Genomic DNA, 18,694 nt, shown 5'->3' with positions numbered 1-18,694 from the left:
GCCGGCGGTGGGGAGAGAAGCGATGGCGCGTCAGCGCCTCCGCTGGCTCATTTCTTCTTGTGCTTGTCGAGCTTGGTCTTCTTGCGCGGTTTCTTCCCCTCATAGGGGTTCTCACCGCCGCGCAGGTGCAGCCGAATCGGCGTGCCCGGCAGGTCGAAGTCCCGCCGCAAGCCGTTGACCAGAAAGCGCTTGTAGGCCGCGGGCACCGCCTCGGGGATCGAGGCAAAGACCACGAACCCCGGCGGCCGGGTCTTGGCCTGGGTCATGTAGCGCAGCTTGATCCGCCGCCCGCCCGGCGCCGGAGGTGGATGCGCCGAGACCTCACCGGCCAGCCATGTGTTTAGCTTCGCTGTCGGGATCCGCACGTTCCAGACCTTGTAGGCCGACAGGATCGCATCCTGCAGCTTGTCCATGCCCTGCCCGGTCAGCCCCGAGACCAGCACCAGCGGCGCGCCTGACAGCTGCGGCAGCAGCCGCCCGAAGGCCTCACGCAATTCCCGCGCCTTGTTCGACTTGTCCGTCTCCAGGTCCCATTTGTTGACCGCGACCACGACCGCGCGGCCCTCCCGCTCGGCAAGATCCGCGATGCGCAGGTCCTGCTGGTCGAAGGGCGAGGTCACGTCCACGACCAGCACCACGACCTCGGCGAACTTGACCGCGCGCAGACCGTCGGCGACCGAGAGCTTCTCGAGCTTCTCCTGAACCCGGGCCTTCTTGCGCATACCGGCGGTGTCGAACACCCGCATCGGCTGGCCGTTCCAGTCGATGTCGACCGAGATCGAGTCGCGGGTGATCCCGGCCTCGGGGCCGGTCAGCAGACGGTCTTCGCCCAGAATCCGGTTGATCAGCGTGGACTTGCCCGCGTTCGGGCGGCCCACCACGGCGATCTGGATCGGCTTGCCGGGACGCGGTCCGGGCCGGCGCACTTCCTCGCCCTCGTCATCCTCGTCGAGGTCGATATCCGTCTCAGCCTCGGCCTGCGGCGCTTGTGCGGCCTCGTCGGCGGCATCGGCCATCGGGCGCAGGCGGTTGTAGAGGTCCTGCATCCCCTCGCCATGCTCGGCGGACAGTGCCACCGGCTCGCCCAGGCCCAGGCCGAACGCATCCCAGGTTCCGCCCGAACCCGCCTGCCCCTCGGCCTTGTTGGCGACCAGGATCACCTCGGCCCCCTCGCGGCGCAGCATGTCGGCCAGTACTTCGTCGAGCGCGGTGACACCGGCGCGGGCATCGACGAGGAACAGGCACACGTCGGCCATGCCCATCGCCCGCTCGGTCAGCTTGCGCATACGGCCCTGGAGGCTGTCGTCCGTAGCGTCCTCGAGCCCGGCGGTGTCGATCACGGTGAAGCGCAGGTCGGCCAGACGCGCCGCACCCTCGCGCAGGTCGCGCGTCACACCCGGCTGGTCATCAACCAGCGCCAAGCGCTTGCCGACCAGCCGGTTGAACAGCGTCGACTTGCCCACGTTGGGCCGACCGACGATCGCGACTTTCAGACCCATTGGCGGGACTCCCTCGATAGCAGACGCAGGGCCTTACACTCGTTCGGCCCCGAGGGGAAGCCTCAGCCGAGCGCGACCAGCTGCCCGTCCGAGGTCACCACATAGAGCACGCCGCCCGCGATGGCCGGTTGCGCTGCAGCGCCGCCCGGCAGCGGGATCGCGCCAAGCGGCCGTCCGGTCCGCGGATCGAAGCTGCGCAGCTGTCCGTCGCCCGATACGACGATCAGCCGCCCGCCCGCCAGCAGCGGCCCGTAATAGGTCACTGCCTGTCGACGCTTCGACGGGTCGTACCATTCCGGCATCGGCTGGCGCCACAGCACCCGGCCGTCCGAGGCCGCGACGCGCATCACCTCGGCCTTGTCGCAGACCAGGAAGACCGAGCCGCCGACCGGCAGCGCCGGCCCGTAGGAGCCGTCCTGCTGGGTCCAGATCCGCTCGCCGTTGCGGCGGTCGAGCGCGACCAGGCGGCCCGCCTGGTTGGCGACGTAGACCACGTCGAAATCTATGACCGGATCGCCCGAGATGTCGCGGATCAGCGAGCGGGATTCGCCCCGGCGGCCGCCGGTGATCGCCGCCGACCAGACGGTCAGGCCGTTGCGCACCAGCGCGGCGCGCACCTCGCCGGTCACGAAGGGGATAACCACGACCGGGCCGCGCACGGCAGGACTTCCCCCGCCGAAGAGGCCGGCACCCTCGCCCAGACCCCGCAGTTCCCAGTCGATCGCGCCGGTTCCGAGATTGATCCCGTAGGCCAGGTCGCCGCGAGCGACGACCATGACTTTACCGTCCGCCAGAGTCGGCGCGGCAGCCACCGGTCCCGCGAGGCGGGTGCGCCAGACGATGCCGCCCGACGCGGGGTCGAGGCGCAGGACTTCGCCGTAGCCGGTGGTCACCAGCACGGCGCCGTTTCCAACCGCAAGACCACCGCCGAAACCTTCGGTCGCACGTTCACCTGGGGCTGCGACAGGGCTCTGCCAGAGTAGCTGGCCCGAGGTCGAGACCGCCGAGACCACCGACGCCGCGTCCATCGCGTAGATGACGCCGTTTGCGACAACCGGCGCGGCCGAAATCCGGACGCGTTTGGCCGACCCTTCGCCAATGTTCACCGCCCAGCGCAGCTGCGGGTTCGCCGCCAGCGCCGCGGCGGGCGCCTGGTGGTCCGCCGCGCCGTTCAGGTGCGTCCAGTTGGCGTTCGCGCGGCTGGCCGGCAGGCTGATCGCCGGGGGCGTGCCTTCGATATCGACGGTGTTCTCGGGCGGGCGGATCGACTCGCGTTCGCCGGGAAGGACGTATTCCTCCTGCGAACAGGCGGCCAGCAGCGTCACGGCCGCAAGCGCCGCGAGCGTCACCGTGCGCCGCAGGCCACGTGGGCCCCGGGTCAGGACGTCAGCCATCTTCGCTCACCTCTTCGCCGCCAGGGGCATCAGTGCCGCCGAGCACGGTCACCAGCCGCTGGGCGCGGTCGCGCACCGAGGCACCGGCGCGCGGATCCTCGCCCACAAGGCGGAAATCCTCGATTGCCCCCGGCGTATCGCCCTGTTCCAGCCGAATCAAGGCCCGCTGTTCCAGCGCCAGGCCGCGCAGCGTGTGACCTTCGGCGGTGAGCTGCTGAAGGATGTCGAGGCGCTCTTCGGCGTCGACGAGCCCCTGGCCGACGGCCACCAGCTTCAGCCGCGCGACATCGCGCAGCGCCTGGGAAACCGATGCACTGCCAGCAATCTCGCGCAGCGAAGCCACGGCGGCCTCGCGGTCGCCCGCCCCGGTCGCCGAGGCAGCCTTGTGCAGCGCCAGAAGCGCGGCCCCGTCGTCACCGGGCAGCGAAACCCCGTCCAGAGCAGCCATTTGCGCCTCGGACCCTTCGGCCTCGAGCGCGGCCCAGAGCGCGGCACCCCGCGCCTCGGCCTCGGCCCGGGCGCTGGCGCGCTGCCATTCCCATACCGACGCGCCCCCGACGATGACCACCAGCCCCGCCGCGATCCAGATCGCGTTGCGGCGCAGAAATCCGATCATCTTGTCGCGGCGTACCTCTTCGGTCACCTCGTCGAGAAAGGAATCAGAATCCGACACGAAAAAACCTCCGTTAGGCTGGGCCGCGACATTAAACAGGGCGCGCGAACAATGCCAAGGCGAAACCCCGGGCGGGATGTGGCATACTGGCTGATTGAAAGAAAAGTAAATAGGACTTACATAGACGGCGCGCTGTCGGCAATGAACGACCTGCTGCGTTATATGGACGAGGCCCCGTTTCGGAAGGGGTCGAGAGAACGGATTTCTGCATGCGCCTGTCTTCGATCCTGACTTCCCTGCTGGTGGCGGTCGCGCTCTATTTCGTGATCATGGAGCGCGATACCCTACGCGCGATGGCGAACGGCGCCGAGCCTGCCGCGACGTCCGAGGACGCCCCGGCCGTGCGCGACGAGGCGCCGGTCGCCGTGGTCGTGCTGCGCTCCGAAGCGCAGACGGTGCAGCGCGGGCTGCGCCTCAGCGGCGTGACTGAGGCCGCCCGCAAAGTCGAGGTCCGGTCCGAGACCACCGGGCTGGTCGTCTCCGAGCCGATCCGCAAGGGCCAGCAGATCCCCGAGGGCGAGGTCCTGTGCCAGCTCGATCCCGGCACCCGCGAGGCGTCGCTGGCCGAGGCCAAGGCGCGGCTGCGCGAAGCCGAGGTGAACTTCACCACCGCGACACGGCTGGCCGAGCGCGGATTCTCGTCCGAGACCGACGCGATCTCGAAGCAGGCCGGACTGGAAAGCGCGCAGGCCCTGGTGAACCAGGCCGAGAAGGAGATCGAGCGGCTGACCATCACAGCGCCCTTCGACGGCATCCTCGAAACCGACACCGCCGAGCTTGGCAGCCTGCTGCAGCCCGGCAGCGCCTGTGCGACGCTACTGTCGCTGGATCCGATCCGGCTGGTGGGCTTCGTCCCCGAACTGGACATCGAGCGGCTCTCGCTGGGCAGCCTCGCCGGCGCGCGGCTGATCACCGGACAAGAGTTGCAGGGCGAGGTCAGCTTCATCTCGCGCTCGTCCGATCCGCTGACCCGTACCTTCCGGGTCGAGGTCGAGGTCGCCAATCCCGACGGCTCGCTGCGCGACGGCGTCACCGCCGAGTTGTTCATCGCGCTGGAGGGCGAGACCGGCCACCTACTACCACAGTCGGCGCTGACCCTGAACGACGACGGCCAGTTGGGCGTGCGGACCAACGCGCACGGCGTCGCCCGTTTCGTGCCCGTGACCCCGATCAAGGACGAGCCAGACGGCGTCTGGGTCGACGGCCTTCCCGAAACCGCCGAGGTGGTCGTTACCGGGCAGGACTTCATCCAGGACGGCAGCCCGATCCGGGTGACCTACCGCGAGGATATGCAATGACCGGCATCGTCGACTGGGCAGCCTCGCGGGCCAGGATGATCCTGGCCTTCGTGCTGCTCTCGATCACCGCGGGCGTCACCGCGTATATCGGCCTTCCGAAAGAGGGCGAGCCGGACATCGAGGTACCCGCGCTCTTTATCTCGGTCCCCTTCCCCGGCATCTCGGCCGAGGACAGCGAAAAGCTGCTGGTCAAGCCGCTGGAGACAAAGTTCCAGGACCTCGACGGGCTGAAGACCATGACCTCGACCGCGTCCGAGGGCTATGCAGGCGTGGCGCTGGAATTCGAGTTCGGCTGGAACAAGACCGAGACGCTGGCCGACGTGCGCGACAAGGCGAACCAGGCCGAGGCGGACTTTCCCACGGGCGCCGAGCAGTACACGATCAACGAGATCAACTTCTCGGAATTCCCGATCCTGGTGATCTCGCTGTCGGGCGACCTGCCCGACCGAACGCTGCTGCGCGTGGCCAAGAACCTGCAGGACCGCATTGAGGCGCTGAGCCCGGTGCTGGAAGCCGGCATCGCGGGCGAGCGGGACGAGATGCTCGAGGTGCTGATCGATCCGCTGAAGCTGGAAGCCTACAACGTCACCGCGAGCGAGCTGATCAATGTCGTCCGCAACAACAACCAACTGATCGCGGCGGGCGAGATCGAGGGGGCCAGCGGGGCGTTCTCGGTCAAGATCCCGGCGGCCTTCGACAGCCCGCAGGACCTGATGCGTCTGCCGGTCAAGACCGACGGCGACCGCACGGTGACGCTGGCAGACCTGACGGAAATTCGCCTCACCTTCGAGGACCGCGCCGGAACCGCACGCTACAACGGCGACAACACCGTCGCCCTGCAGGTGGTGAAGCGGAAGGGCTTCAATGTCATCGACACCGCCAAGCTGGTGCGCGAGACCGTGGCCGAGCAGGTCGCGGACTGGCCGGACGAGTTGCAGGACGCGCTGCGCGTCGACTTCTCGATGGACACGTCGAAGGAAGTCGCTTCGATGGTCAGCCAGCTCGAGGCCTCGGTGCTGACGGCGATCGCGCTGGTGATGATCGTGGTGCTCAGTTCGCTCGGGATCCGCTCGGCGCTGCTGGTCGGCTTTGCGATTCCTACCTCGTTCATGCTGTGCTTCGCGCTGCTGGCTGTGTTCGGCATCTCGATCTCGAACATCGTCATGTTCGGCCTGATCCTCGCCGTGGGGATGCTGGTCGACGGCGCCATCGTGGTCGTCGAATACGCCGACAAGGAGATCCAGCAGGGCACCGGCCCGATGACCGCCTATCGCGACGCGGCCAAGCGGATGTTCTGGCCGATCATCTCGTCCACCGCGACAACGCTCTGCGCATTCCTGCCGATGCTGTTCTGGCCGGGCGTGGCCGGCGAGTTCATGGGCAACCTTCCGGTGACGCTGATCTTCGTCCTGTCGGCCTCGCTGATCGTGGCGCTGATCTACCTGCCGGTGGTCGGCGGCGTCGCGGGGCGGATCTCGCGCTCGATCAACCACGGCTCGGCCGGCTTGCGCACCCGCCTGCCCTGGATGGCGCGGCTGCTGATCGCCCTGCCCTTCGTGGCTGGCCTGTGGTTCGGCTTTCTGTTCCTGTTCTCCGGCGACAAGGTGCTGCCGGGCGCGGTGCTGTTCCTCATCAGCTGGGTGATGCTGTCGCTCTTCGGCGGCTCGCTGCTGCGCCCGGCGAAGGAACCGGTGCCCGAGGGCGCCTATCGCCGGACCCCGTTCGGGCATGTCATCAAGTTCATCGCGGGCAACCCGATCATGCCCTTCGTTGCGGTCGGTGCCGTGGTCTTCTTCGTTATCAGCGTGTTCAGCTATTTCGGCGAGAACAACAACGGCGTCGAGTTCTTCGTCGAGACCGAGCCCGAGCGCGCCATCGCCTATGTGCGCGCCCGCGGCAACCTGAGCCTCGCCGAGAAGGACGCGCTGGTCGCCGAGGTCGAGGAGATCATCGCCGAGACCCCCGGCGTGAAATCGATCTTCGCCTTTGCGGGCGAGGGCGGCCTGGCCTCGGCGCCGGGAAGCTCGACCCCGCTCGACGCGGTCGGACAGGTACAGATCGAGCTCGACGACTGGCAGGTGCGGTTCGCGCAGGGGCCCGAGTTCAAGGGCAAGGCGATCCTGGCGCAGATCAACGAGCGCCTCGCCGAAGTCCCGGGCATCGAGGCCGAGATCACCGAGGCCGCGCAGGGCCCCTCGCAGGGCAAGCCGGTGCATCTGCGGCTGAAGGGCGACAACTGGGAGGACCTGCTGGACGCGACCGCGATCGTCCGCAAGCGCTACGACAACACGGACACGCTTGTCGACGTCGAGGACACGCGTCCCCTGCCCGGGATCGACTGGCAGATCGACGTGGATGTCGAGAAGGCCGGCCGGTTCGGCGCCGATGTCGCCGCCGTTGGCGCGATGGTGCAGCTGGTGACCCGCGGGCTGACGCTGGACACGATGCGGGTCGACAGTTCGGACGAGGAAATCGACATCCGCGTGCGCCTGCCTGAAGAGGACCGGGTGCTGACCACGCTTGACACACTGCGCGTGCGTACCAACCAGGGTCTGGTGCCGCTGGCGAACTTCGTCACCCGCGAGCCTGTCGCCAAGCTCGGCCAGATCGACCGCGTCGACGGGCAGCGCTATTTCGACGTGAAGGCCGACGTCGTGCCTGGCGCCAATCCAAACGCCGAGATCGCCGCGCTGACGGAATGGCTCGACGCCGAGGATCCACTGCCTACCGGCATCACCTTCGAATGGACTGGCGACCAGGAAGACCAGGCCGAGAGCCAGGCGTTCCTGTCCCAGGCCTTCATGGGCGCGCTGGGGCTGATGTTCGTGATCCTGCTGGCGCAGTTCAACTCGATCTACAACTCGGTGCTGGTGCTGCTGGCCGTGGTTCTGTCGGTGACGGGCTCGCTGATCGGGATGCTTGTGATGGGCCAGCCGTTCTCGATCATCATGACCGGGACCGGGATCGTCGCGCTGGCGGGGATCGTGGTGAACAACAACATCGTGCTGATCGACACCTACCAGGAGTTCAGCCGCTACATGCCCCGGATCGAGGCCATCGTGCGCACCGCCGAGGCCCGGATTCGCCCGGTGCTGCTGACCACGATCACCACGATCGCGGGCCTGACGCCGATGGTGATCGGGCTGTCGGTGGACTTCGTCGCCGGCGGGTACAACCTCGGCTCGCCGACCTCGCTCTGGTGGCAGCAACTGGCGACCGCGGTGGTCTTCGGCCTGGGCGTGGCAACGGTGCTGACGCTGGTGGTGACCCCGGCCCTGCTGGCGGTCCGCATCTGGGCCGGCAAAGGCGCCTACGGGGCCTGGCTCCGGGCGCTGGCGCTACTCCGCAGCCGCGACAGCCGCCTGCGCCGCGATCTGGCCCTGAAACGCCGCGCCCGCAAGGCCCCGGCCGAGAGCATCACCTGGGACGACCGCCCCGCCCCGATGCGCCTGACCACTCCGGTCGCACGCGCGGCGGAGTGAAGCCCAAGGTTGCGATTGTCGGAAAACCGCCACATTAGGGCGTATAGCCTCGGATGCATGTTCGTGAATGCGAGGTTTCTTGATGGAAAGCGCCGCAGCAGTCGTGACTTTCGGTGATCGCTCGGAGTGGAGGACGCGGGGTTTCGCTGTGATCCTGCTCCTGACAATCGGTGCTGTCCTGTGGTCAGGAAAATGGATCTCGGACGACGGATACATCTATCTCGGCTACGTTCGGATGTTCGAAATCCATGGCGAGTTCGTGTTCAATACCGGCGAACGGGTGGATGCCGCGACCGGCTTCCTCTGGCTTCTGCTGTTGACCGCCGCCGATATCCTGACGCCGTTCTGGAACACCGAGCAGGCATGCCTTGCCTTGTCTCTTGCACTCGCGATCACGGCTTGCGCGTCGGTGATGCTGGATCGCCTTGGCCTGGTGTCGATCGTGACGGCGGCCGCGCTCTTCGCACCTGATTTCATGCGCAGCTTCGCCACTTCCGGTCTCGAGACACCGCTGATCCTGCTAGTGCTCGTCGCCCTGCACATCACCGAGAAGCCGTTGACCCGCGCCATCATCTGCGGCGCGCTGCCCTTCGTCCGGCCAGAGCTGTTTCTGGTGAGCAGCATTTACATGGCGCCGGCGGTAGTGCGGCTGCGGCTCTCACCGCTTGCCACATGCCTCGCCGTGGCCCTCGGGCTTGCGGCGACAAGATACGCCATCTTCGGCGACGTGCTGCCGAACACATCTTTCGCGAAACTCGGCATGGAGCACTTCGGGTCAGGCCGGGCTTTCGCAGGCGAGTTCGTGCTGTCCTATCCCGAGATGCTGGGCGTACAACTGCTTCTGCTGGCCTGGTCGATCAAGTTCGCGGTTCGAGATCCGTCTGTGCTGACGGAACGGGGCTTCCTTCGCTTGTGTGCCCCGCTTCTTGCATCGATCTTGCTGATCGCGATGGTGATCAAGGCCGGTGGCGGCTTCATGCATGGCCGGTTCTTCGTGCCAGCTTTCGTTCTGCTCGCGCTGGCAACTTCCGAATGGGCGCGCTTCGCACTGCAAGCCGCGTCTGTGTCACAGCGTAACCTGCTCACATCGCTGCTGATTTTGTGGCCGCTTACCGGAACTATGGGGATGAGCTATGCGTTGCGGCATATCGACGAGCCTCACCCGTTTCGGTACATCAGCGAAGAGCGGACCGTGTACGGCTCCTATAACGAGAACCAAGGACGCTGGGGCGAAGAGAACTTGAGCCCATGGGCCGAGGAGGCCCGGCTCCTCGCTGCGCTCGCCGAAACCACCGGAAGTGAAGTCGGGATCTTCGTCGAGGCCATCGGCCACCGCCGGTATTTTTCCGCTGGCGAGCCCGTTTATATTTACGACTCGCTCTCTTTGGCGCAGGTAACGGGAACCCTGCTTGACATCAGCGGCCGACCGGATCGGCCCGGGCATATGGCGGGACTACCGCGCCACTTTGTCTACCGCAATCCGCGCGTTTCGCTATTTCCACTGCCGGATAGCGAGTTGAACGATCTTCTTACTTTCAACTACCAGAATATAAGCGCAACCCTTGGATCGCTTGAACAGATCCCACGCTACGTCAGCGCAGGTTTGCTGCCAGCGGAAACGGCGAACCTTGTCGAGCGACGAGTCGGCGAGATCATTGATGCTGACCAAGTCGATACCGAAACGTTGCTGTTTCTCTGGCACAGGTATCAGGGTCTTCCGGAAACGCGGTCGCGCATTGCCGGCCTGTTTGATGCTGTGCGGACCGTTCCCTACAGCTTTCCTTGGTGGGAAGATCAGACACGGACGTTGCACGATCGAGCAGAGGCGATCACGCGCGGGGATATCGCCTCTCTGCCTGGACGCTACGAAATGATGCTCGAGGCTGAGTCCCTGAAACCGCTCAAGCGTCGCTTCTCGTACCGCCGGTTCGTCGATCCTAATGCGGAAACCTGTGAAGTCCCCGTTTCCGAATGGACGATAGAAGGAAGCGTTCCACACCACGATCCTACCGACACGCAACTGCTGACGCTGCACGGTCCGAGTGAGAGCGTGCTTGCGCTGCACGGAAGCGCCATAGCCGAGAACTGTTCGATCTCCCCCTCGGAGGTCCAGTTGCTTCTGGAACCCGTCTCGATAAACGGCCAAGCGGTCCCTACGCTTCTGGTAGGGAAAGAACGTCGGCCAATACCGCTTTTCAGCGCGAAGCGGCACGACTATCAGCCGGAAGTCCGCTTTCGAATGGCGGCCCCGAATACCGAATACGTCGTTACGCTTCCTATTCCAGAGAGCACCCGTGTGACCCTGAAGATCACCGCCATCGCCTTCTGACGCTCACGCGATCCGGGTCTCAGGGTCGTCCTCGGCTTGCTCGCTCTGTTGACGGGCCCACATGCCGGCGTAGCGGCCTCCGGCGGCCAGCAGGGCGTCGTGGGTGCCGCGTTCGGCGACTTCGCCCTTTTCGAGCACGATGATCTGATCGGCGTGGACCACCGTCGACAGGCGGTGCGCGATGGTGATTACACTGCGGCCCTGCCCCGCAGCTCTCAGGGCATCCAGGATCCCCTGCTCGGTCTCGCTGTCGAGCGCCGAGGTGGCCTCGTCCAGAAGCAGGATCGGCGGGTTCTTCAGCAGAGTCCGAGCGATGCCGACGCGCTGCTTCTCTCCACCGGACAGCTTCAAGCCGCGCTCGCCGACCTGGGTCTCGTAGCCTTGCGGCAGCGACAAGATGAAGTCGTGGATCTGGGCGGCGCGGGCCGCGGCCTCGACCTCGTCCTGCGTCGCGTCGGGGCGACCATAGGCGATGTTGTAGCCGATGGTGTCATTGAAAAGCACCGTGTCCTGCGGGACCACGCCGATCTGTGCGCGCAGGCTCTCCTGCGTCACGTCACGCACGTCCTGGCCGTCGATCTTCAGGCTGCCCGAGGCCACGTCGTAGAAGCGGAACAAGAGCCGCCCGATGGTCGACTTGCCCGAGCCAGAGGGGCCGACGACGGCGACGGTCTGGCCGGGCTCGACGGTCAGGCTGAGGCCCTTGAGGATCGGCCGGTCAGGGTCGTAGGCGAAGCGCACCTCGTCGAAGGCGATGCGGCCGCCGTCCACCTTCAGCGCCGGTGCGCCAGGCTTGTCGGCGACCTCGGGCGGGACCTCGAGCAGGTCGAACATTTCGCCCATGTCGACCAGCGCCTGCCGGATCTCGCGGTAGACGGTGCCGAGGAAGTTGAGCGGCATGGTGATCTGTACCATGTAGGCGTTGACCATCGTGAACTCGCCCACGGTGAAGGTGCCATTCTGAACCCCGAGCGCGCCCATGACCATCACGCCCACCAGCCCCGCGGTGATGATGAAGGACTGGCCGAAGTTGAGCCCAGCCAGCGAGAGCGAGGTCGTTACCGCCGCCTGCTCGTAGCCTTTCATCGCGGCATCGTAGCGGTCCGCCTCGCGCCGCTCGGCACCGAAATATTTGACCGTTTCGAAGTTCAGCAAGCTGTCGATGGCGCGCTGGTTGGCGGTCGTGTCCTCCTCGTTCATCTTGCGGCGGATCTTCACGCGCCATTCGGTGACGCGGAAGGTGAAGATGACATAGGCCGTGATCGTCGCGGCGACGATCCCGAGATAGCCCGCACCGAAGGCCACCGCGAAGATCACGCAGACCATTGCCAGTTCCAGCGCCAGCGGGCCGATCGAGAACAACAAGAACCGCAGCAGGAACTCGACGCCCTTCACGCCGCGCTCGATGATGCGGCTGAGCCCTCCGGTCTTGCGGGTCAGGTGATAACGCAGGCTGAGCGCGTGAATGTGGGTGAAGGTCTCGAGCGCGAGACGGCGCAGGGCGCGTTGGCCAACGCGGGCGAAGATCGCATCGCGTAACTGGTTGAAGCCGACGCTTGCCACGCGCACCGCGCCGTAGGCGATGACCAGACCGACGGCCGAGCCGATCAGAAGGTAGGCGGTACTTTCCGCACCCTCCTCGGGGGCGAGCGCGTCGACGGTCCAGCCGAAGAAGGCGGGGATCGCGACGGTCAGCACCTTGGCAAGCACCAGCGCCAGCATGGCCAGCACGACGCGGACCTTCACCCATGTCTGACCCTCGGGCCAGAGATAGGGGATGACCTTGCGGATGATGTTGAGCCCGCTGCGCCGCTCGGCGTTTGGGTCGGGTGCTGTGTCGCTCAGGCGGTTTCTTCGGCGCATTGGCTGCAAATAGGGGCTGAGGCGGGCCGCGCCAAGCTCAGCGGGTGAACTCGGTTTCGTCGGGCAGCGCGAAGATCTGTCCGGGGTAGATCAGATCCGGGTCGCGGATCGCCTCGCGGTTGGCGGCGTAGATCTGGGTGTAAAGGATGCCGTCGCCATAGCGGTCGCGCGCAATGAGCCAAAGATTGTTGCCCGGCTGGACCGTCACCTGCCCCGGGTTCTCGCGCTGCTCGGCGGTCGGATAGACCCGCTGGAACGGGCTTTCGGCGCGGCTGGCAACGCTGCCGTCGTCCTTGAGCGCATCCACCCGCAGCACGTAGCGCCCGGCGTCGATTCCCTCCACGGTGGCGTCCCAGGTTCCCGCTTCGCTGGCGCGCACGGCGCCTACCGAAGCGCCGTCCAGGTAAATGCGGATCGCCTGCGGCCCCGGCGCCCGCCCCGAGAGCCGTACCTCGCCCGCCTGGTCGTAGCTGATCGCATCCAGCGTCACCCCGTCCACCTTCCCAAGGGCCGAGGGCTGCACGATGCGCACCGCCTCTTCGTCGGCGCGCACGACGGTCGGCGCCTCGGCCTCGTCCTGGACCGAAGGCAGCACCAGCACGTCCTCGGTGCCCTGCGCCGCCTGCTGGCCGGTCAGGGCGATCAGCGACAGGACCTGCCCTTCGTCGCTGTCGGGGGTCTGCACGAAGGCGACGAACTCGCCGGTCGACGAGGCCTCGACCGTGGCGAGGGTCAGATCGCCCGACATCACCTGCACGACCGAACCCGGCGCAGCGCGGCCCGCCACCAACCCGCTGCCACCGGCGTCAATGCGGATCAGGTCGAAAGTGGGTGCGACCGGAGAGCTGCCGAGGGTCTCGGGCGGGCGGGTCGGATCAGCGGTGGCCACTTCGGGACGGCTGTCGCTTGTGGTGCCGATCGCCAGCTCGCCAGCGTCTGGAACCTCGGCGCCGGGCTGAGCGGCAACCTCGGCCTGCGGTGCGGGCGCCGGGCCGGTCGCTGCGGCTTCAGGCTCCGCGGCAGCCGAATCTGTTGCGAGCGAGTCCGGGGCGGCAGGCGGCACGCTCTCGGCAGCGGCCTCTGACTCGGAAGATGGCGTTTCCTGCGACGACACGTCCGACCCGGCGGGAGGTACAGCTGCGGCAAGTTCCACCGGCTGCTCGGCCTCGGCTGGCGCGGCTTCTTTGGCGGTCTCTTCCTCGGCCGCCGAGGACGAAGGCGTTGCAGGCGTATCGGCGACGGGCGGCGTGCTGGTGCCGTCGCGGGCGTCGCGCTCAGGTCGTTCGGGCGTCGTGGCGGCCTGCGGTGCGGCGGTGCCTGCGGGGACAACGGCACTGAGCGCCTCTAGCGGTGCTTCTGTCGATGCCGCACCCGGCCCCTCGGTAAGAGCTTCAGGCGAGGCCGCGAGCGGCGCAGCAGCTTCGCTGTCCGCATCGACTGCCTCGGCGGTCACGGTCGTTTCGGCCGGGGGCGTCAGCGGGTCCTGTACCGCGAGGGAGGACTGCGCCTCCTCGGCTTCCTCCGCTGCGTCGTCCTGCGGCTCCAGTTCGCCGCGCATGTAGAACAGCATCGCCAGCAGGCCGAGCAGCATCAGGACGGCCGGAAGGAACCTCCAGCGGCTCTTGCGATCCGCCCCGGTCTCACCCGTGCCTTCAAGCTTTTCCGCCATGCGATCCTCGCGATCCGCCCGGGGGCCGCGACCGATTGTACCTGTCTTGGCGAAAATGGTCGCAATTCACCCGGTTAGACGTCAAAATGCGCCAAAGATCTCAATTATACAAGTCAGGAGCCATCCCCCGCATGTCACAGCACAAGCGCCTGTCCGTCTGCGTCTATTGCGGATCGCGGGACGGGGCGGATCCCGCCTATGCCGAAGCCGCCGAAGCCGTGGGCTCCCTGCTGGCCGAGGAAGGCCACCGGCTGGTCTATGGCGCAGGCGATGTCGGCCTGATGGGCCGGGTCGCACGCAGCGCCCAGAACGGCGGCGCCGAGACGCTGGGTGTCATCCCCACGCACCTGATGCAGATGGAGGTCGGCAAGACCGATCTGACCACGTTGATCGTGACCGAGACCATGCACGAGCGGAAGAAGGTCATGTTCATGAACGCCGAGGCCGTGGTCGCGCTTCCGGGGGGCGCGGGTACACTGGACGAGCTGTTCGAGGTGCTGACCTGGCGCCAGCTCGGCCTGCACGAGAAGCCGGTCTACCTGCTGAACACGAACGATTACTGGGGACCGCTGATCGCGATGGTCGCGCATCTCGTCGACCAAGGCTTCGCGGCGGCCTCGTTCCTCGACTACATGCAGGTGATCAACGGGCCGGATCAGCTGCGCGCGGCGCTGCGCGCTCTGCCCTGAGCGCGCGGTCCTGTCGCCAGAGGTCGTAGCAGTAGAGCGCGACCCCGGCCCAGATCAGCGGAAACGCCACGGCGTGCGCCGGACCGAAGGGCTCGGCGAAATAGAGCATGGCCACCGTGAATTGCAGCGTCGGGTTCATGTACTGAACCAGCCCCAGCGTGGCATAGCGCAGCCGCCGCGAGGCGTAGGAGAACAGCACCAGGGGCATGCCGGTAAAGATGGCCGACAGCGCCAGGTAGCCAACCTCTGCCGCGCCCTGACGGATCGCGCCGATGCCAGCGAGGTGCAGCCACGCGAGGAATCCCACCGCCAGCGGCGCCAGCAGGATCGTCTCGGCCCCGACCGAGATCACCGGGCCTGCCGACATCCCCTTCTTGATCATGCCGTAAAGCCCGAAAGTCCCGGCCAGCAGCAGCGAGATCCAGGGCGGCTGGCCCAGCCAGACGGTCAGGACCGTCACCGCGCTGACGGCCAGCGCGATCGCCACCATCTGCAGGCGCGAGAAGCGCTCGCCGAATGCCAGGTAGCCCAGCGCTACGGCGATCAGCGGGAAGATGTAGTAGCCAAGGCTCGCCTCCGTCGCGTGCCCGTTCTTGACCGCCCAGACATAGCCGAACCAGTTGACCGAGATCATCAGCGTCGCCAACGCGATGCGCCCGCGCGGCCCGGTGGGTCCCAGCAGGCGCGCCAACTCGCCAAGGCGACCCTGCACGGCGAAGAGGATCAGGAAGAAGACGACGCTCCAGACCACGCGGTGCGCGAGGATCTCGAGCGCGGGGACGTTGTCGATGCGGCCGAAGTAGAGGCCTGAAAGGCCCCAGATCGTGCAGGCCGAGACAATCGCGGCGATGCCGCGCAACCCCTCGCCCCGCACGGAAACGGCCCCCGAGGCCGGTGCCTCGGGGGCCGTCGCAACGGGTCTGGCGTCGTCAGGCGGCGGCAAGGCGCGCGGCGACGTTTTCCCAGTTCACCAGGTTGTCCAGGAAGTTGGTCAGGTAGGCCGGGCGCTTGTTGCGGAAATCGATGTAGTAGGAATGCTCCCACACGTCGCAGCCCAGCAGCGCGGTCTGGCCGAAGCAAAGCGGGTTCACGCCGTTCTCGGTCTTGGTGACCTTCAGCGAGCCGTCGGTGTCGACCACCAGCCAGGCCCAGCCCGAGCCGAACTGACCGGCACCGGCCGCGCCGAACTCTTCCTTGAACTTGTCGACCGAGCCGAAGGCGTCAGCGATGCGGCTTTCCAGTTCGGACGGCATGGCCTTCTTGCCGGGGGCCATCATTTCCCAGAACTGGGTGTGGTTCCAGTGCTGCGAGGCGTTGTTGAAGATGCCCGACTGGGCCACCGCGCCGGCCTGGTAGGTGCCCTTCACGATCTCTTCGACCGACTTGCCTTCCCACTCGGTGCCGGCGATCAGCTTGTTGCCGTTGTCGACATAGGCCTTGTGGTGAATGTCGTGGTGATACTCCAGCGTCTCCTTCGACATGCCCGCATCGGCCAGGGCGTCGTGGGCATAGGGAAGGTCGGGAAGTTCGAAAGCCATGATGGTTCCTCTCTGTCTTTCAAGGGGCCGGACGGCCGGCGGCTCCGGTCGGGCCCTGCGGTTCATATAGCCAACGACCGCACCCACGCCAAGTTCCTGCGAGACCAGAAAAGTGCAGGATTCCCCCGGCGGGTACTCAGCCCCTGGCCGCGGTGACCGGCATCGCCGCCAAGGCGACCCGGCGACCCTCGGAGAGCAGCACGTTGTAAGTACGGCAGGCGGGGCCCGTGGCCATCAGCTCGACGCCGATACCGGCCTCTTCGAGCGCAGTGCGGGTGACCCGCTCGAGCGGCGCGATCTCGTCGCCCATGCCGATCAGCAGGATGTCGATCGCCTCGGCATTGTCGAGAAACGCCTTCACCTCGGGCAGGCCCGGCCAGGCGACGGGTCCGGTCGGCAGCAGCGCCAGCGGTCCCTCGCGCAGTTCACCTTTCACGCGAAACACGTTCGGGCCGTAGCCGTCGACCGGTGTCTGGCCACCCAAACCGGCGGGGTTCATCTCCATGCGGCTGTCCCCTTCTCAGTCGAAGACCGGAAGCCCGGTCAGAATCGCCAGGCCGATCACGACGCTGGCGGCTGCGCGATAGGTAGTCTCCTGCCCCGGCTTGAACAACAGCTCTCCGACACGGGCGCCGAGGATGTAAAACGGCATCAGCACGAATCCCAGCAGGATGGGCTGCGTCCCGCCAAGTCCCGCCAGCAGGAAGTTGGCGATCAGCGCCATGTCCATCAGCGCAAGGAACAGGATCGTGTTCGCCCGAACCGTCTCTGCTCGCTTGTTGGCTGCGCCGAGGTAGAACAGGATCGTCACCGGCCCGGTCAAGCCGGTCGCGCCGCCCACCAACCCCGAGAGGCCGCCGACGCCCAGAAGCCCCTTGCGACCGACCTGTCCTCGATAGCGCCAGCCCGAAAGCAGCAGCGCCAGCGTCACCGAGGCGACGCCCGCCACGGCCCATCGCACCGTGCCCTCGTCGAGCCAGGCCAGCAGCGCGACGCCCAGCGGCATGAGGACCATCGCGCCAAGCGACAGGATGCCGACGTCGGTCCGCTCGGCTTTGGGCCAGGCGCGCGGTACCAGCACCGCAAGACTACCAAGGCCAAGTACCACCAGGGACAGGATCGCATGGGCGGGCGGGATGAAGATCGCGGCGACCGGCATGTAGATCAGCGCCGTACCGAAGCCGGTGAAGCCGCGCACGACACCGGCGACCGCAACGGTAAGGGCCAGCCAGGGAAATCCCGGCTGGCCCAATGCGTGCAACAGATCCGAGGCCAGCGCCTCAGGCATCGACGTCGGCGAAATTGGTGCCCGCCTTGGGCTCCTTCTTGTCCGGGTCGCGCTCGACGCCCAGGATGTTCAGGATCGGCGAGGCCACGAAGACCGACGAGTAGGTCCCTACGATCACGCCCCAGATCATCGCGAAGGTGAAGCCGCGAATGACGTCCCCGCCGAGCACGTAAAGCGCGATCAGCGCCAGCAGCGTGGTCAGCGAGGTCATCACCGTACGCGAGAGGGTCTCGTTGATCGAAAGGTTCAGTACCTCTTGCAGCGGCGTCTGCTTGTAGCGGCGCAGGTTCTCGCGCACCCGGTCGAAGACGACCACGGTATCGTTCAGCGAGTAGCCGACGATGGTCAGGATTGCCGCGATGATCGACAGGTTGAACTGTAGCTGGACGATGCTGAAGACGCCGATGGTCAGGATGATGTCGTGCACCAGCGCGGCGACCGCCCCGACCGAGAACTGCCATTCGAAGCGCAGCCAGATGTAGAACAGCACCGCCGCGATCGCGAGCACGATGGCCAGAATGCCCTTCTCGACAAGCTCGCCCGAGACCTTGGCGCCGACGCTGTCAACCTGCAGGAACCGGATGCCCGGGAAATCCTCGATCAGCGCCGCCTCGATCGTCGAGACGATATCGCGCTGCACCTCGGCGTCGTCGGTCTTGGCCTCGATACGGATCGCGACCTGGTTCGGGACGGCGCCTGTCAGCTCGGCCGCCGGGTCGTAGATCCGCGTCACCGAAGTATCGCCGACGTCAAGCTCGGTCAGCGCGTCGCGGATCAGGCCGACGTCGGGTTCCTTTTCCGTGGCGGCGGTCAGCATCGTGCCGCCCCGGAAGTCGATGCCGAAGTTCAGCCCCTGCACCGCAAAAGCGACGACCGAGACCAGAATCAGCAGCACAGAGAGGCCGAGGGTCAGCTTCTGGAACTTGAAGAAATCGAAGTTTGTCGTCTCGGGGACGAGTTTCAGACGCATGG

At 66.6% G+C, this 18,694-nt stretch carries 14 protein-coding genes; 4 read left to right on the top strand and 10 right to left on the bottom strand.

The genetic code is table 11. The annotated features are described in order from the left end of the window. Positions 1-47: 47 nt before the first annotated feature. The 3 genes from der to ACW9UR_RS21895 form a co-directional block, all read right to left on the bottom strand. Positions 48-1,499, bottom strand: coding sequence for a ribosome biogenesis GTPase Der (gene der / locus ACW9UR_RS21905; RefSeq protein ID WP_458919202.1), 1,452 nt, complete (start codon positions 1,497-1,499; stop codon positions 48-50). A gap of 62 nt (positions 1,500-1,561) precedes the next feature. Next, a complete protein-coding gene (locus ACW9UR_RS21900) occupies positions 1,562-2,893 on the bottom strand; it encodes a PQQ-binding-like beta-propeller repeat protein (RefSeq protein ID WP_458919201.1) in 1,332 nt (443 codons plus the stop codon). Next, the gene (locus tag ACW9UR_RS21895; RefSeq protein WP_458919200.1) at positions 2,886-3,566 is read right to left on the bottom strand and encodes a tetratricopeptide repeat protein; all 681 of its coding nucleotides are present in this window, start codon (positions 3,564-3,566) and stop codon (positions 2,886-2,888) included. The genes ACW9UR_RS21900 and ACW9UR_RS21895 overlap by 8 nt, the downstream gene beginning before the upstream one ends. A gap of 209 nt (positions 3,567-3,775) precedes the next feature. On the opposite strand from ACW9UR_RS21895, the gene ACW9UR_RS21890 reads away from it, so the two are divergent. The 3 genes from ACW9UR_RS21890 to ACW9UR_RS21880 all read left to right on the top strand — a co-directional run bounded on the left by ACW9UR_RS21890 (position 3,776) and on the right by ACW9UR_RS21880 (position 10,675). After that, positions 3,776-4,864, top strand: coding sequence for an efflux RND transporter periplasmic adaptor subunit (locus tag ACW9UR_RS21890; RefSeq protein ID WP_458919199.1), 1,089 nt, complete (start codon positions 3,776-3,778; stop codon positions 4,862-4,864). Continuing rightward, a complete protein-coding gene (locus ACW9UR_RS21885; RefSeq protein ID WP_458919198.1) occupies positions 4,861-8,346 on the top strand; it encodes an efflux RND transporter permease subunit in 3,486 nt (1,161 codons plus the stop codon). The genes ACW9UR_RS21890 and ACW9UR_RS21885 overlap by 4 nt, the downstream gene beginning before the upstream one ends. Before the next feature lie 148 nt (positions 8,347-8,494). Beyond that, a complete protein-coding gene (locus ACW9UR_RS21880) occupies positions 8,495-10,675 on the top strand; it encodes a hypothetical protein (RefSeq protein WP_458919197.1) in 2,181 nt (726 codons plus the stop codon). 3 nt (positions 10,676-10,678) lie between these two features. Here the strand turns inward: ACW9UR_RS21880 and ACW9UR_RS21875 are convergent, their stop codons facing one another. Both ACW9UR_RS21875 and ACW9UR_RS21870 read right to left on the bottom strand, forming a co-directional pair. After that, the gene (locus ACW9UR_RS21875) at positions 10,679-12,538 is read right to left on the bottom strand and encodes an ABCB family ABC transporter ATP-binding protein/permease (RefSeq protein WP_458919196.1); all 1,860 of its coding nucleotides are present in this window, start codon (positions 12,536-12,538) and stop codon (positions 10,679-10,681) included. A 37-nt stretch (positions 12,539-12,575) separates the two neighbouring features. Beyond that, positions 12,576-14,207 (bottom strand): LysM peptidoglycan-binding domain-containing protein, encoded by a 1,632-nt coding sequence (locus tag ACW9UR_RS21870; protein ID WP_458919195.1) that lies wholly within the window; start codon positions 14,205-14,207, stop codon positions 12,576-12,578. 131 nt (positions 14,208-14,338) lie between these two features. Here ACW9UR_RS21870 and ACW9UR_RS21865 point away from each other — a divergent pair, with 131 nt between their 5' ends. Continuing rightward, positions 14,339-14,896, top strand: a complete 558-nt coding sequence (locus ACW9UR_RS21865) for an LOG family protein (RefSeq protein ID WP_458919194.1) — start codon at positions 14,339-14,341, stop codon at positions 14,894-14,896. On the opposite strand, the gene rarD is transcribed toward ACW9UR_RS21865, so the two are convergent. From rarD to secF, 5 genes are all read right to left on the bottom strand, one after another. Then, positions 14,850-15,839, bottom strand: a complete 990-nt coding sequence (gene rarD / locus ACW9UR_RS21860) for an EamA family transporter RarD (RefSeq protein ID WP_458919193.1) — start codon at positions 15,837-15,839, stop codon at positions 14,850-14,852. The two genes, ACW9UR_RS21865 and rarD, sit on opposite strands and share 47 nt — an antisense overlap. Next, positions 15,826-16,434 (bottom strand): superoxide dismutase, encoded by a 609-nt coding sequence (locus tag ACW9UR_RS21855; protein ID WP_458919192.1) that lies wholly within the window; start codon positions 16,432-16,434, stop codon positions 15,826-15,828. The genes rarD and ACW9UR_RS21855 overlap by 14 nt, the downstream gene beginning before the upstream one ends. A gap of 136 nt (positions 16,435-16,570) precedes the next feature. Next, positions 16,571-16,939: an Mth938-like domain-containing protein gene (locus tag ACW9UR_RS21850; RefSeq protein ID WP_458919191.1), complete on the bottom strand. Its 369-nt coding sequence runs from the start codon at positions 16,937-16,939 to the stop codon at positions 16,571-16,573. 15 nt (positions 16,940-16,954) lie between these two features. Then, positions 16,955-17,722, bottom strand: coding sequence for a TSUP family transporter (locus tag ACW9UR_RS21845; protein WP_458919190.1), 768 nt, complete (start codon positions 17,720-17,722; stop codon positions 16,955-16,957). Continuing rightward, entirely contained in the window at positions 17,715-18,692 is a 978-nt protein-coding gene (gene secF / locus ACW9UR_RS21840; protein WP_458919189.1) for a protein translocase subunit SecF, read from the bottom strand. The genes ACW9UR_RS21845 and secF overlap by 8 nt, the downstream gene beginning before the upstream one ends. Positions 18,693-18,694 lie beyond the last annotated feature (2 nt).

It is taken from the genome of Halovulum sp. GXIMD14794 (assembly GCF_054457455.1).
Note: the sequence above shows the minus strand (reverse complement) of the source record. Positions and strands in the feature narration are given on the sequence as shown.

Excerpts from the sequence above, each read along its gene's own strand:
- ACW9UR_RS21855 (WP_458919192.1), bottom strand. The coding sequence starts at position 16,434 with ATGGCTTTCGAACTTCCCGACCTTCCCTATGCCCACGACGCCCTGGCC.
- ACW9UR_RS21890 (WP_458919199.1), top strand. The coding sequence starts at position 3,776 with ATGCGCCTGTCTTCGATCCTGACTTCCCTGCTGGTGGCGGTCGCGCTC.
- der (WP_458919202.1), bottom strand. The coding sequence starts at position 1,499 with ATGGGTCTGAAAGTCGCGATCGTCGGTCGGCCCAACGTGGGCAAGTCG.
- ACW9UR_RS21875 (WP_458919196.1), bottom strand. The coding sequence starts at position 12,538 with ATGCGCCGAAGAAACCGCCTGAGCGACACAGCACCCGACCCAAACGCC.
- ACW9UR_RS21885 (WP_458919198.1), top strand. The coding sequence starts at position 4,861 with ATGACCGGCATCGTCGACTGGGCAGCCTCGCGGGCCAGGATGATCCTG.
- secF (WP_458919189.1), bottom strand. The coding sequence starts at position 18,692 with ATGCGTCTGAAACTCGTCCCCGAGACGACAAACTTCGATTTCTTCAAG.
- ACW9UR_RS21850 (WP_458919191.1), bottom strand. The coding sequence starts at position 16,939 with ATGGAGATGAACCCCGCCGGTTTGGGTGGCCAGACACCGGTCGACGGC.
- ACW9UR_RS21845 (WP_458919190.1), bottom strand. The coding sequence starts at position 17,722 with ATGCCTGAGGCGCTGGCCTCGGATCTGTTGCACGCATTGGGCCAGCCG.
- ACW9UR_RS21870 (WP_458919195.1), bottom strand. The coding sequence starts at position 14,207 with ATGGCGGAAAAGCTTGAAGGCACGGGTGAGACCGGGGCGGATCGCAAG.
- ACW9UR_RS21865 (WP_458919194.1), top strand. The coding sequence starts at position 14,339 with ATGTCACAGCACAAGCGCCTGTCCGTCTGCGTCTATTGCGGATCGCGG.
- ACW9UR_RS21900 (WP_458919201.1), bottom strand. The coding sequence starts at position 2,893 with ATGGCTGACGTCCTGACCCGGGGCCCACGTGGCCTGCGGCGCACGGTG.